This is a genomic window from Nostoc sp. FACHB-190 (genome assembly GCF_014696905.1).
Classification (GTDB): domain Bacteria; phylum Cyanobacteriota; class Cyanobacteriia; order Cyanobacteriales; family Nostocaceae; genus Nostoc_B.
On record NZ_JACJQW010000014.1, the window covers coordinates 110,163 to 124,254 of the forward strand.

Here is a 14,092-nt window from a genome sequence, read left to right on the forward strand (position 1 = left end):
ATCCTATACATTTAAAATCAAGCTAGTAGCTTTTGTGGAAAATATGGATATTTTGTGGCAACAAAAAACATGGAAATTATTCCTTTGCTCATTTCGGTAATATTCATTACCAGCTTAATTCTGTACTTCTTACTTACTTTTCAGAGTAGATGGCAAAATAAAAAGAAAATTGAACTTTTGCCATCTCCACGAGTGAGATCGAGATTTTATAAAGGGATGATCATTGCGGCGATCGCTATGTTCGCCATTATCGCCGGAAACACCGTCTCAGCACAAGTTGCACGACCCCTAGCTTCCCTCAAAACAGTCCAAGTTCCAGAACCTGACAACCTCAAAGACTTTGTGAAAAATAAAGTCGCCGCCATCAAGTTAGGTAAAGCACTGTTTTGGGATATGCAAGTAGGTAGTGACGGCGTGACTGCATGTGCAAGTTGTCACTTCCATGCAGGTGCTGACAATAGATCCAAAAATCAGATTGCGCCTGGACTATTACGACTTAACATCGATCAAACAGAAAATCCAGATCCAGTATTTGATGTTGGTGGCGCACCCAACTATCAACTCCAGCCAGAAGATTTTCCGTTCCAGACGAATGATATCGTTTCTTCTCAAGGTGTCTTCAATAGCGAGTTTGTTGATGTGATACCTGGTAATGCCCAAGATCAAGTAAACCTCGTACCAGATCCCATATTTAACGTCGGAGGTACAAATGTGCGCCGCGTTGAACCGCGTAACACACCCACTGTAATTGATTCCGTATTTAACTTCCGCAACTTCTGGGACGGTAGAGCGCAGGAAATTTTCAACGGAGTTAACCAATTTGGCTTGAGAGACCCCAACGCTTATGTAGTGAAAGCCACTACTCCCAGTCATCTAGAATTTGTGAAAGTTAGCCTTAACCATGCCTCTTTAGCTTCCCAAGCCGTCGGCCCACCAATCAGTTCTTTTGAAATGTCAGCTAATGGCCGCACCTTTGAAGAAATTGGTGATAAGTTTGGGTCAGTTAATCAAAAAACTCACCGTTTTCGTAGAGGTAAGAAACTACCCAGAAAATTAGGGAAAAAGTTGCTTCCCTTAAGACCGTTAGGTAAACAGATAGTCCATCCCCAAGATAGTGTCTTAGGCCAAGATAGTCGCTCACCCCGAACTGGACTGCAAGCTTTTAGCTATCAACAACTAATTGCTCAAGCATTTAAACCTGAATGGTGGGCATCTAATCGGATGATCCAAGTCAATTCTGACGGTAGCCGAACTTTTGTCAATAAGCCAGACCGTTCCTTACAAACTAATGAGTACACACTCATGGAGTACAACTTCCCATTGTTTTTTGGACTGGCGATCCAACTGTACGAATCTACACTCATTGCTGACGATACACCACTTGACCGCTTTTTAGAAGGAAATACCAGTGCGTTAAGCGCCCAGCAGCAAAGCGGAAAACTCCTGTTTGAAGGTAAAGCTCAATGCACTATTTGTCATAATGGGGCAGAACTTACCAGGGCTTCCGTTAGTGCTGTAGAGCAACAACGTATTGGGATACTAACCATTCCCAACTTTCCCCGAATTATCTTTGACAATGGTTTCTTCAACATTGGTGTAAGACCAACACTCGAAGATGTTGGTGTTGGTAGTAAAGATCCCTTTGGTAATCCACTCTCAGAATCACGATTATCTTTGTTAGGGACTTTTACACAATTGTTGGGTTCGGAAGCGAATATTACTGTGACTAGCAGTGATTTAATACTTGCAGATGGTAGTTTTAAGACACCAGGACTCCGCAACATTGAACTTACCGCGCCTTACTTCCACAATGGTGGTTACTTGACTCTGCAACAACTTGTGGAATTTTACAATCGTGGCGGAGACTTTCGTCGGCAAAGCGCCCTCGCTCAGTTAAATCTCACAGACGCAGAAAAAGCCGATTTAGTGGCATTTCTCCAAGCCCTGACTGATGAGCGAGTTCGCTATGATCAAGCTCCCTTCGACCACCCACAATTGTTCGTTCCTAATGGTCATCCGGGTGATTCAATCGCTGTCACCAACGATGGTACAGGTAAAGCTACAGATAGCTTCCTAGAAATTCCGGCTGTTGGTAAATTTGGTGGCAATGGTACACCTAACTTCTTAGCAAATCAGTAGATTAGCTAAGTAACGTTAACAGTTTATCTTTCTGTTCCCCCTGTTTTTTTTACAGGGGTTTTTTGATAAAGCACAACAATTTACATTCATTTTTAATATCAGGACTTACGCAGAATCATGAAAAAACGAACCGCAAAGGGCGCAAAGGACACGAAGTTAAGAGGATTCGAGAGGGTTCTTGCGTAAGTCCTAAATATAACAGTAGCCAAATTGGTTAGGACATAGATAAATAATCAAACTAAAGCTTTTAACTCTGTCACCTGTACCCTGCTATATTTACCAACCTACATCTTAAAAATTGATTAATTTTTGATTATTGAGTTTAATTTCCAGAGTCTCAAGATACAAGTATAAAGTAGTGTGTATAGCTTATTGACGAAAGTACTGAGTTAAAGCTAAATTTCAGGCAGTAAGAATTTATTTTTAGGTTTAACAATTATTATTTATCAGGAAATTTATATTTTTGAAAATTATTCGCCAAAATTGTGTAATTTCTACCAGTATCTTGAATTTGCTGATGACACAATCATACTTACTATTGATTTGCTAAGGAATTGTTAGGAACAATACTCTACAACTAGATAATAATCCCAAAAAAACTGAAGCCAAAAGTCTGTTTGTAAATTTCAGACAACTGTAGGTCTTTTTAGGTTGCTTTTACTGATGGCAGCCAAAAATTTCATTTGTAAAAATTAAAAATTAACTCGTAAATCTTATCAGGGCGGAGCTAAATGAATAAAGTAACTTTTTATGTAATTTTGCTGCACGGATTCTTGTTCGGGATAGCAACTGCCAATGCCGAATCGACCCGTAGTCACAAAGACACAAAAGCCGTACCTGTTAACCAGATTGCAGAAGTTACGCCTACCAAAAATAGTACAAATCCTACCTGGAAAAAACTACCGTCACCACAAGTTTGGGTGATTAATCAAGATAAAAAAGTCGAAAGTCAGCCATTTACTTGGGTAGTTAACAATCTTAAACAAGCAGACAAACAGCCATTTTTAGAAGTTGGGAAACCCAGCAGTCAGCCAGAAAAAAAGCCGACTGCTCCAGCAAAACCAGCAACAAAGGATGATTTAGAAGCCTTTGACGAAGTAGTTAAAGATGCAGAAAAAAAAGAGGGACTTTTCACCATCTATCGTAGTGCCAAAAAGAATAAAATCTATCTGGAAATTAAACCAGAACAGTTAAATAATAATTTCTTAGCCACAGCCACACTTGAGTCGGGAATTGGGGAACGTGGTATTTACAGTGGTATACCTTTGCAAGATTTTTTGTTTTATTGGCAGAGGGTGGATGAAAAATTACACTTTGTGGTGCGTAATGTTAATTTTCGCACGCGGGAAGGAGATCCCCAAGCGCGATCGCTTGCCCGTTCGTTTAGCGATTCGACTCTTTACATGCTACCCATCAAAAGCATTCATCCCCAACGCAAAACTATCCTTGTTGACCTCAGTGATTTGCTACTTTCCGACTTAGCGGGATTATCTGCCAGTTTGGGTATAACCGTCACCACAGACCAATCTTACTTCGGTAATGCCAAAGCCTTTCCCAACAACATCGAAATTGAGTCGGTATTAAATTTTTCTAGTGGTGCGACTAGCAGCCGAGATAATCAAAAGCTGAATTTCGCTTCCCTGGCTGATGACCGTGGCTTTACCTTGCGTGTCCACTACAGCCTCTCACAATTACCTAATAATAATTACCGCCCCCGTCTAGCAGATGAACGAGTTGGTTATTTCATCACCGCTTACCAAGATTTAACTAAAGATAGTGGTGATCCCTTTGTACGTTATATTAATCGCTGGAATTTAGAAAAAGCCGACCCCACAGCCGCGATTTCCCGTCCCAAAAAACCGATTGTTTTCTGGATTGATAATGCAGTTCCTTTAGAATACCGTGAGGCCATTAAAGAAGGCATCTTAATGTGGAATAAAGCCTTCCTCAAAGCCGGATTTAAAGATGCCATTGAAGCCAAACAAATGCCAGATAACGCCAATTGGGACCCGGCAGATATTCGCTACAACACTATTCGCTGGATAAACACCGTCGATGGTTATTTTGCAATGGGGCCATCCCGCGTTAACCCCCTCACCGGAGAAATTTTAGATGCAGATATTTTAGTTGATGCGAGTTTTGTGCGGGCATTAAAAAGTGAATATCGCAAAATTGTCCAACCGAACCAAAATCAAAATCGCACATCTTTATCAGCTTGGATGCAAAATCGCTTTCTTTGCGGTGGCGACAATTCCCAGCCCACAGGAAATGGCTTACTTCGCAATTTATCAAAACTCGCTGGGGAATATGATTTGTGTTATGGCATGGAAGCTGCGAATCAATTTGCCTTTGGTTCTTTGGCAATGACACTGTTAAAAGATGGTACACCCAGCCAAGAGCAACAAAAAGAATATATCAATCAATATTTACGGTTAATTATTGCCCACGAAGTTGGTCATACACTGGGTTTGCGCCATAACTTTCGCGGTAGTACCCTGCTACCACCCCAGGAGATGAACAATAAAGATGTCACCCACCGTAAAGGTTTAACATCTTCGGTAATGGATTACATTCCCCCGAATATTGCACCCCAAGGCACAAAGCAGGGCGATTATTTTCCCAGTGCGGTGGGGGTTTATGATGAATGGGCAATTAAATATGGTTATATCTCCACTAGGGCGAGTAATCCCATTGCCGAAAAACCATTGTTGCAGGAAATTGCCAACCAATCCTCTCAACCAGAGTTGAGTTATTCCACAGACGAAGATGTTTATGACCTCGACCCCACAGCCGATGCTTGGGACAATAGTAACAATGTGATGGTTTATGCCCAATGGCAGTTAGACAATTCGCGGGTGATGTGGGAACGTCTCAACCGGGGTTATCCGACGGCTGGGGAAAGCTACAGCGATGTCAGCGAACGCTTTAGTACAGTGTTGGGCAATTATTTTCAACAAATTTATTATGTGAGTAAATATATTGGCGGACAATCTTTTTACCGCATCAAAGGTGCTGATGTAGACTCTAGTAAACTGAGTGGACAAAATCGTTTACCATTTCAACCAGTCCCCGTAGAAGAACAACGGCAAGCTTTAAAAACACTGCAAAAGTATGTGTTTGCCGAAGATGCCTTAAAATTTTCCCCAGATTTATTGAATAAATTAGCACCTTCTCGGTGGCGGCACTGGGGCAGTTATCCCCGCATCGGACGGTTAGATTATCCAATTCATGAGTTGGTTTTATTCTTGCAGAGCGCGGTTTTGCGCGATTTACTTTCAAGCGATCGCCTCTACCGTCTCAAGGATTTGGAACTCAAAGCCCAATCAGGGCAAGCACTGACATTACCTGAGTTATTTGACACACTCCAGTCAGGAATTTGGACAGAAGTCATCACACCGAAAAAACCAGCTTTGCAAATCTCCAGTATGCGAAGAGGTTTGCAGAGAGAATACTTGGATATTTTAATTAGTATGGTGTTGCGGAAAGATAATGTCCCCGAAGATGCGCGGACTTTAGCTTGGTACAAACTCAAGCAATTAGATGAAAAACTCGCTCAAGTAAGTTCCCAAGATGAATATAGCAAAGCTCATATTCTTGAAACACGCGATCGCATTACCAAAGCCTTGAATGCACCATTGCAAGGAAATTAGCTGGGGCTTATCCAGGCTCGTCGTACAACAAGATCCCCGACTTCTTTGAGAAGTCGGGGATCTGAGGCACTTTAATCAAGGAACATTCTTTCATCAGAAACGATATGATATGTCATTTCTCCATGAAATAGTACAGACTGGAAGATAAATTCCAGTACAGACAACAATCTATGACAATTGCGGTCTCAACTAAGTACAACTTCCTGCCTCGCTTTTACAAACTGGCCAGCATTAGTATGCTATCTAACATGATGGTTCCCTTAGCTGGTTTGGTGGATATTGCCTTTTTAGGACACTTGGCAGATATCCGTCACTTGGCGGGAGTTATTTTAGCCACAATTATTTTTGACTACCTTTACCGGGTGTTGAAATTTCTACGTTCTAGTGTCAATGCGCTGACTGCACAAGCGGTTGGACTCGATGACCACAAAGCCGTACTCTTGGCAGGGATACGCAGTGGCTTAATAGCCTTGGGAATTGGCTTATTAATTCTGTTGTTACAATACCCCTTACAAAAAATTGGCTTTACGATTCTGAGCGGTTCCCCAGAAATTGAAATTGCTGGGGCTGATTATTTCCAAGCCAGAATTTGGGGAGCGCCAGCCGTCTTGCTGAATTTTGTCTTTATTGGCTGGTTTATGGGACAAGAAAAGAACAGCGTTGTCCTTGCCATGTCGGTAATTGGTAATGGCTCGAATGTGGTGTTGGACTATTTGATGATTTCGCTTTGGGGTTGGGAAAGTATGGGGGCTGGACTAGCCACAGCCATTAGTCAATATCTAGCATTATTAACAGGCATTATCTATGCCTGCTTTACTATTCCCTGGCAAACATTACCCGCCGCTTTCCAAGAAGTGTTTGATTGGGTGGCTCTCAAAGATACGGTGGCGCTGAAAAGTAATATTCTCATCCGCTTTGTCGTGCTGATTTCCACTTATGCTATCTTCACCAACTTGAGTGCAGCAATGGGAACGGAAATCTTAGCCGAGAACGGTTTGCTATTACAAATTGCTTTATTAAGTCAGTTCACAGTCCAAGGTGTGGGAATGACAACTCAAACCTTGACTGGTAACTTTTATAGCAAAGGTGCCAAAGAACAAATGACAGCATTACTGACTGTTTCTGTATTGACCAGTTTAGTGATTGCTTTGGGTTTTGCTGTTGTTTCAGTGCTGTTTCCCGATACAGTATTTGGGCTATTAACTAATCACGCCGAAGTCAACAAACATATCAGTACTTATACAATTTGGTTACTGCCATTGTTGGGATTGACCGCCATTGCCTTTATGTTAGAAGGTTATTTCATTGGTTTAAAAGAAGGTGCAACCTTACGTAATGCAGTTTTAATTGCTTTTAGCTGTGGCTTTGTGCCTGTAGCGATCGCAGCTTGGTATATTCACAATAACTCCTTACTGTGGATGTCGCTGGTAGCTTATATGGCAATTAATCTCACAGTCTTAGCAGTCCAAATACCCCGGACACTTGGTAGCCCAACACTCGAAAATCAACAACCCCTACCATCTAGTTAGTTGAAGTAGAGAATTGCACTCACACATACCACTAATATTTTTTCCTTTTGCCTTTGGACTTTTGCCATAAATCATGACTCCAGTAGATATTCTCATTCTTTCTAATGGCCCTGGAGAAGTTACAACCTGGGTGCGTCCAGTTGTCAAAGCATTACGCCAACAACTAGGAGATGACCGTTCTTTAGTCAGAATTTCTGTAGTCTTATCACCTTGTCCTAATGCTAGTGGTAAAGAAGCAGCGATCGCACTATCCTACCCAGAAGTTGATCGAGTTCAGGGAGTAGAACATTTTTGGCAATTTTTACTCTGGGGAAAAACCTCTGACAATTGGGAATGGAGAACTCGCGGCGTTGTCGTTTTCCTCGGTGGGGATCAAATTTTCCCGGTAATCATTGGCAAAAAACTCAAATATCGCACCGTAGTCTACGCCGAATGGGAAGCCCGTTGGCATAATTTAATCGACCGCTTCGGTGTAATGAAATCACAAGTCGCCCAAAAAGTCTCCCCCAAATACGCCCATAAATTCACAGTCGTCGGCGACTTAATGCTAGAAGCCCAAAACTCCCTAATTCCCACTCCCCACTCTCCACTCCCCACTCCCCACTCCCCACTCTCTACTCCCCACTCCCCACTCCCCACTCCCCACTCCCCACTCTCCACTCCCCACTCCCCACTCCCCACTCCCCACTCCCTCATTATCGGTATTCTCCCCGGTTCAAAAGCTGCAAAACTCACCCAAGGAGTCCCCTTGATGTTAGCTATTGCTGAATACATCCACACCAAACAGCCCCAGACCAAGTTTATTCTTCCGGTTGCACCAACTTTAGATTTACAAACCTTAGCCAGCTTTGCCGATCCTCAAAAAAATTCTTTTGTGGAAACTTTTAAATTTTCTGGCGGTTCTTTAATAATTCCAGAACAAAATTATGAGTATCCACTACTAAAAACCAACCAAGGATTAAACGTTGAATTACACCAAGAAAATCCCGCATACAGCATCTTGTCCCAATGTAGTATCTGCTTAACTACAGTCGGCGCAAACACAGCCGAACTTGGTTCTTTAGGTGTACCAATGATTGTGTTATTGCCGACTCAACAGCTTGATGCTATGCGTTCTTGGGATGGTTTACCAGGATTATTAGCAAATTTGCCAGGAGTAGGGACAACATTTGCCAAATTAATTAACTGGCTATTTTTACGACGCAAGGGTTTATTAGCCTGGCCAAATATCTGGGCGCAGTCAGAAATAGTTCCAGAATTAGTGGGGAAACTCCAAGCACAAGAAGTTGGCGAAATGGTCTTAGAATTGTTAACTTATCCCGAAAAGTTACAAGAGATGCGTAACAAACTAAGACAAGTTCGCGGCGAAAGTGGCGCAGCCGAAAAAATCGCTCAAATTGTCTGTGAGGAAATTGAATGAAGAATTCAGAAGCCAGAATTCAGGAGTCACACAATTTTGGATTTTAGAAATGTTATTAGAACCCGCGCAGGAGGTCACTGAGCTTGTCGAAGTGCGGGTTTAGTTTGTATAGCCCCAGAATTCAGTCTGAGGGCTATGTGCTGAAATTAGATGCACTCTTATGATTTAACTAGGAAAAATTTTTCTTCGAGAAAGTGTTTGTTTCAATATTTTTGGTAGCCAGAAAAGATAATCATATACTTGTTGAGCTTGACTGTACAAAGAAAATAATTTTGTTTCACTCAATAAAGTATATGGTTGAATTATTTGTAACAAAATTGAAAATTTATCTGTTGTTTTAGTTTGAGCTACACCACTAACATTATAAGATTGCAAATGTGGTGGTAAGCGCCAATTAATTGTATTATCTGGCTGGTGGATTACAGGCTCAACATTTCCCCGCCATGCAACTCCCATAATTTGCATAGTTTGATAAACCATTGTCTGCCAACCTTTAGCTTTTAAATAGTCTAATCCTTTGCCGACATCAGGAGCCGTCAAATCATGAAATAAAATGAGAGCATCTGCTTCAGCAAATTGTTCACAAATGATTGCATCATCAAGTGGTGCTGGTGCTTCATGATGACCATCAATAAATATTAATGACCATTTTCGTTGTAATTTATTAGCTGTTTCTGCTACTGTTTGCGGGCTATATCCGGGGATGAGATTTACCGATTCTTTCACACCTGCTTGCTTGAGTGAATCTGTCACACTTTCACAAAATAATTGTTCAGATAACATCGGATCAATGACATCTAGTTCTACTCCACCTAAAGCTAAATGACAAGCTGACCAACCCATCCAACAGCCTATTTCTAAAGCCTTTTTACCTTGAAATTTTAAAGCGGTGTTGTAGAGAATATGCGCTTCATCGCGGCTGACAAATCCCACATCAGACCGACGCTGATCAACATACCAGTTATGAGGAATATCTCGTCGTAAATATAGCCAGGAAGAATCATATTTATTTCCTAAAACCATGTTAGGGAAACATAAATCTGGCTGAACAGTCTCCAGCCCTGGTGATACATAATCTCCCTGGGGAAATGAAATAGATTTCATATCGTTGACCGTTATTTTGTTCATTTAGTATTCTCATCTCATATTTGAATTTATCCAGCTTTTACTGCTTTTAGTCGAGAATAATTTTCTCAACAAGCATAGTTAAGAGACAAAATTAGGCTGCGATCGCACAATTGCCAATTCTGTCTTCAAGCCGGATGAGTGACATAGATAAACTTCCTGAGATTCCCATCAAAGTCAGAATTCTCAAGCACCAATTGAAAATACCAAATTTCCCAAATTAACAGTTCGATTTTTAAGCTTGACTAAAGAAATGAGCTAAAAATTAATCTGACTGGCCATCCCGTCGCCCTAGTTCATAAATCCCAGAACCAATACAAGCCAGTATCCCCATACTAATTGCCCAACTGCGACCTAAGCTGAGTTCTACACCCCAGTTAAATAAAGCACCTATCCCCAAAAACGGCACAATGCTAAATAATGAGGCGTAAAAAGCGTTTTGGGATTCTCTGGCTTTACGAGTCTTTTCAAATTCTGTCTGGCTAGTGTATAGCGATCGCTCGGCAAAATTAAACCAACGGTTCAACTGCTCAATTACCCATTCACTACAGGGGAAAAAACCTAAGTACAATGCTAAAGACCACAGACTAGCGCCAGCGATCGCAACGGTATCAATTTCAAACGAGAAAGGCAATATATCAGTCAACATGGCTTGGGTGCGTCCTGCGAATGGTCATCTTGGCCTTTTTTCAAGCTCCATCGACCTATTCAGCAATTTTAAGCATAAATGCTTGCACTATTTCAACTATCTAGGGCAGAAAGTCCCCGTTCACAACACAGGGGAAACACTCAGCCTCTATCTACCTTGTCTCCCGTGTCTCCCGTGTCTCTCTAAAATTCCTGATTCTTGGGCATTACTTAAGTATATACATAAGTATGGCTAGATTTGCCATAAATCTAAACTGCCATTTTTGATGATACTGCAACTAAGCGCATATTGTAAAAATTATATTTATCAATTAAAAAATCTGCAAAATGATAAATTCCAACTATTTTTTTAATCGCAAACTCTGATAACATAAACAGTGCAATTCAAGAGCTAACATCTTGAATATCCCAGCAATATTAGAAAAATAATTATACAAAATTATGTTATCGCATGAATAGATAGTATAAAAAAATCCAATTTAAAAATTGAATTTTCTTGTAATAACTAAAGGCTAGAAATAGCTAAATTTTCAAAAAAATATAGATAATACTGTGATAATAAGGAATCAAATAATGGGTCAAAGACCAAATAAATTATTGCTTTCTGGAGCAACATTATTAGTATTGGGTTTGAGCGTTGTTGGTGTTAGCACTTTAGGCTCAAATGTCGAAACAGTTACAGCCAGAGAAGTGCAACCAAGAACAGCCGCCAGAAACAATGGTTGGTTAGCGGCTTCTTTCCCTGTAGAAAACTTTCAAGCATACACATCACCCTTTGGTTATCGCCGTTCTGCGACTGGTGGGGCGAATTGGGAATTTCACGGAGGCTTAGATATAGCCGCGCCACAGGGTAGTTATATTCGGAATTGGTGGGTAGGTAAAGTAGTTAAAGTAGGCGATCGCACCGCTTGTGGGACTCACATCGTTATAAAATCTGGTGAGTGGGAACATACCTACTGTCATCTAGAAGGCCATGTCGAAACTGCTGATGGTCGTCGCTATTTAATAGATAGGGCTGGCGGAATTTTAATTTGGGAAGGTCAAGTCATTCCCACCGGAGTCAGAATTGGTCGTGTAGGGATGACAGGACGTACCACCGGGCCGCACCTCCACTGGGGTTTGAAATATGCCAATAACTATGTAGACCCTGCATTGGTGCTAAGAGAAATGTTTACTCAGCAACAAATTGCCAGCAGAGAATCAAGAATTGTCATTCAAGAGTCCAAAAATCAGCGCGACTCTGGTTATTAAAAGACTTTTGAGAATTGGTGATGCGATCGCTCTGGCTGTATCAGTGTAAGGTAAAAAGTGGCTCCGTACATCTGAAGAGTGGAAAAATCAAAGCGACATCTTTTAAGATGTCGGGTATCTGAAGTTTGGTATAGCACTCATATTATTGGGGATTATGACATTGAAAGTCTACGTCATTAATAAATATCGTTCTTTTGATAACGCCAGTCGTACCATTGTTTAGCACTACGCACTGCAAACCACAACAGTACTAAAGCAATTATTCCCCCTTGCCACGGTGCATCAAAGGCAAACAAAACTAAGGCAATGCAGAGAGTATCTTGCAGAAAAGCCGCCCACAAAGGTAAGCCACGTAGGCGATAAAACCAACCAATCTGCACCAGTTGTAATACTAAAGCTAATAATCCACCCGTTAAAGCAATCAACCAGTCGGGTGTATCTGTAGCCGAAGCAACGGCTAAACCCATAATTGCCCCCACTATTGGAGATAACAATAGTTCAACTACCTGTATTACTCTTTGTCCCAGCAATTTTTTGCTGCCAAAAAATTCCAGTAATGACCAACTGGTAATTAAGCACAACAAAATCTTGGGGGAAATGTGAGATAAAATCGGTGTCTGCGACCACAAGTTGCTGCCCTGCAACAGTCCGATAATTAATAGAGGTATGCCTATTCTTAATCCTGCTGCCGCAGAAGCAGAAAGCATGGCAAGTATTTCAACCATGAGGGCAATTGCTAAATAAGTATTTGTTATTTATACTACCCAGTGTTGATCAAAATTACAGCACATAGAGAAATAATTTAGTACTAGTAAAACAAGGCAAAAATGAAGAGTGCTGAGTTAAAAGACTGCCCACACTTCGACAAGCTCAGTGCATCGCAAGGGGCGGGGCTTTTACTATAGTGCAGAAGTACTTCCTTCCTCTTTCTTCTTACTCAGCACTCAGTACTGAGAATGATAAAAACAAAGTCCGCCTGGGCGGACTAACACCAATTCACAACCCTAAATCCCTGTATTTGTTGCCAGAAACTAAATATCCAAACGCTGGTAAATTTCTTCTAAATGTTGGAGATGGTGTTGAGGATCAAAACACTTTTCAATTTCTGCGGGGGAGAGTTTTGCTGTGACTCGTGGATCTTGGCTAATCAAATCGTGAAAATTACCGTCTGGCTTATTCCAAGCAGTATGGGCGCTTTGCTGCACGATCGCATAAGCTTCTTCGCGGTTTAAACCTTTGTCTACTAAGGTGAGTAGTACTCTTTGACTGAAGACTACACCGCCATAACAGTTAAGATTTCGCGCCATGTTCTCTGGATACACCAGCAGATTTTTTACTAAGTCAGTGATTTCTATCAACATGAAGTGCGTTAAAATACACGCATCTGGTAACACTACCCGTTCTACAGAACTGTGGGAAATATCCCGTTCATGCCACAAAGCGACGTTTTCTAAAGTTGCACCCGCATGACTTCTGACTAAACGCGCCATCCCGGTTAATCGTTCGGAACGAATGGGATTGCGCTTGTGGGGCATCGCACTGGAACCTTTCTGCCCTTTGGCGAAAAATTCTTCTACTTCCAGAACGTCTGTTTTTTGCAGGTTGCGAATTTCGACGGCAAAACGTTCAATGGATGCGGCGAGTAATGCCAATTGCTGTACATAGTCGGCGTGGCGATCGCGGGAAATTACTTGGGTGGAAGCTGTGTCTGGTTTGAGTCCCAGTTTTTCACAGGCGATCGCTTCTACACGGGGTTCAATGTTGGCGTAAGTTCCCACCGCACCGGAAATCTTACCCACTGCAATAGTTTCCCGCAGAATTTTGAGACGTTCTTGATGGCGCAATACTTCTGCTAACCAGCCAGCTAACTTAAAACCAAAGGTAATCGGTTCGGCGTGGATACCATGCGATCGGCCAATCATCACGGTATTTTTGTGTTCCCGCGCCTTTTGGCGAATTACCTCAATCAAATCTGCCAGTCTTTGGGATATCACATCCAAGCTGGCGACTAGTTGCAATGCTAAAGCCGTATCTAGTACATCAGAACTAGTTAGACCTAAGTGAATATAACGTCCAGCCTCACCTACATATTCGTTGACGTTTGTCAAGAAAGCGATGACATCATGACGGACTTCTGCTTCAATTTCCAGAATCCGTTTCGGCTCAAAATTAGCCTTGGCTTTGATTTCCTCAACTGCACCAGAGGGAATATAACCTAATTCAGCTTGGGCTTCGCAAGCTGCAATCTCTACCTGAAGCCAGGTTTTGAACTTATAAAATTCAGTCCACAGGTTGCCCATTTCGGGCAAGGTATAACGCTCAATCAACGT

General features: G+C 41.7%; 9 protein-coding genes. 5 read left to right on the forward strand and 4 right to left on the reverse strand.

Going from position 1 to position 14,092, the window contains the following annotated elements:
- The first annotated feature begins 192 nt into the window (after positions 1 to 192).
- From H6G28_RS16885 to H6G28_RS16900, 4 genes are all read left to right on the forward strand, one after another.
- Positions 193 to 2,139 (forward strand): cytochrome-c peroxidase, encoded by a 1,947-nt coding sequence (locus H6G28_RS16885; RefSeq protein WP_397329717.1) that lies wholly within the window; start codon positions 193 to 195, stop codon positions 2,137 to 2,139.
- Between the two features lie 731 nt (positions 2,140 to 2,870).
- The gene (locus H6G28_RS16890) at positions 2,871 to 5,789 is read left to right on the forward strand and encodes a zinc-dependent metalloprotease (protein WP_190672470.1); all 2,919 of its coding nucleotides are present in this window, start codon (positions 2,871 to 2,873) and stop codon (positions 5,787 to 5,789) included.
- Between the two features lie 170 nt (positions 5,790 to 5,959).
- Positions 5,960 to 7,318 (forward strand): guanitoxin biosynthesis MATE family efflux transporter GntT, encoded by a 1,359-nt coding sequence (gene gntT / locus H6G28_RS16895; protein ID WP_190672473.1) that lies wholly within the window; start codon positions 5,960 to 5,962, stop codon positions 7,316 to 7,318.
- Positions 7,319 to 7,391: 73 nt separating this feature from the next.
- Positions 7,392 to 8,738 (forward strand): glycosyltransferase family protein, encoded by a 1,347-nt coding sequence (locus H6G28_RS16900; protein ID WP_190672477.1) that lies wholly within the window; start codon positions 7,392 to 7,394, stop codon positions 8,736 to 8,738.
- Between the two features lie 165 nt (positions 8,739 to 8,903).
- Here the strand turns inward: H6G28_RS16900 and H6G28_RS16905 are convergent, their stop codons facing one another.
- The gene (locus H6G28_RS16905; RefSeq protein ID WP_242054603.1) at positions 8,904 to 9,842 is read right to left on the reverse strand and encodes a class I SAM-dependent methyltransferase; all 939 of its coding nucleotides are present in this window, start codon (positions 9,840 to 9,842) and stop codon (positions 8,904 to 8,906) included.
- Between the two features lie 286 nt (positions 9,843 to 10,128).
- Positions 10,129 to 10,512: a hypothetical protein gene (locus tag H6G28_RS16910; protein ID WP_190591502.1), complete on the reverse strand. Its 384-nt coding sequence runs from the start codon at positions 10,510 to 10,512 to the stop codon at positions 10,129 to 10,131.
- Positions 10,513 to 11,084: 572 nt separating this feature from the next.
- Between H6G28_RS16910 and H6G28_RS16915 the strand changes: the two genes are divergently transcribed.
- On the forward strand, positions 11,085 to 11,762 hold the full coding sequence (locus H6G28_RS16915) for a M23 family metallopeptidase (protein WP_190672484.1): 678 nt from the start codon (positions 11,085 to 11,087) through the stop codon (positions 11,760 to 11,762).
- Between the two features lie 176 nt (positions 11,763 to 11,938).
- On the opposite strand, the gene H6G28_RS16920 is transcribed toward H6G28_RS16915, so the two are convergent.
- Both H6G28_RS16920 and purB read right to left on the reverse strand, forming a co-directional pair.
- The gene (locus H6G28_RS16920) at positions 11,939 to 12,487 is read right to left on the reverse strand and encodes a DUF4126 domain-containing protein (protein ID WP_190591500.1); all 549 of its coding nucleotides are present in this window, start codon (positions 12,485 to 12,487) and stop codon (positions 11,939 to 11,941) included.
- A 306-nt stretch (positions 12,488 to 12,793) separates the two neighbouring features.
- A complete protein-coding gene (gene purB, locus H6G28_RS16925; protein WP_190591499.1) occupies positions 12,794 to 14,089 on the reverse strand; it encodes an adenylosuccinate lyase in 1,296 nt (431 codons plus the stop codon).
- Positions 14,090 to 14,092 lie beyond the last annotated feature (3 nt).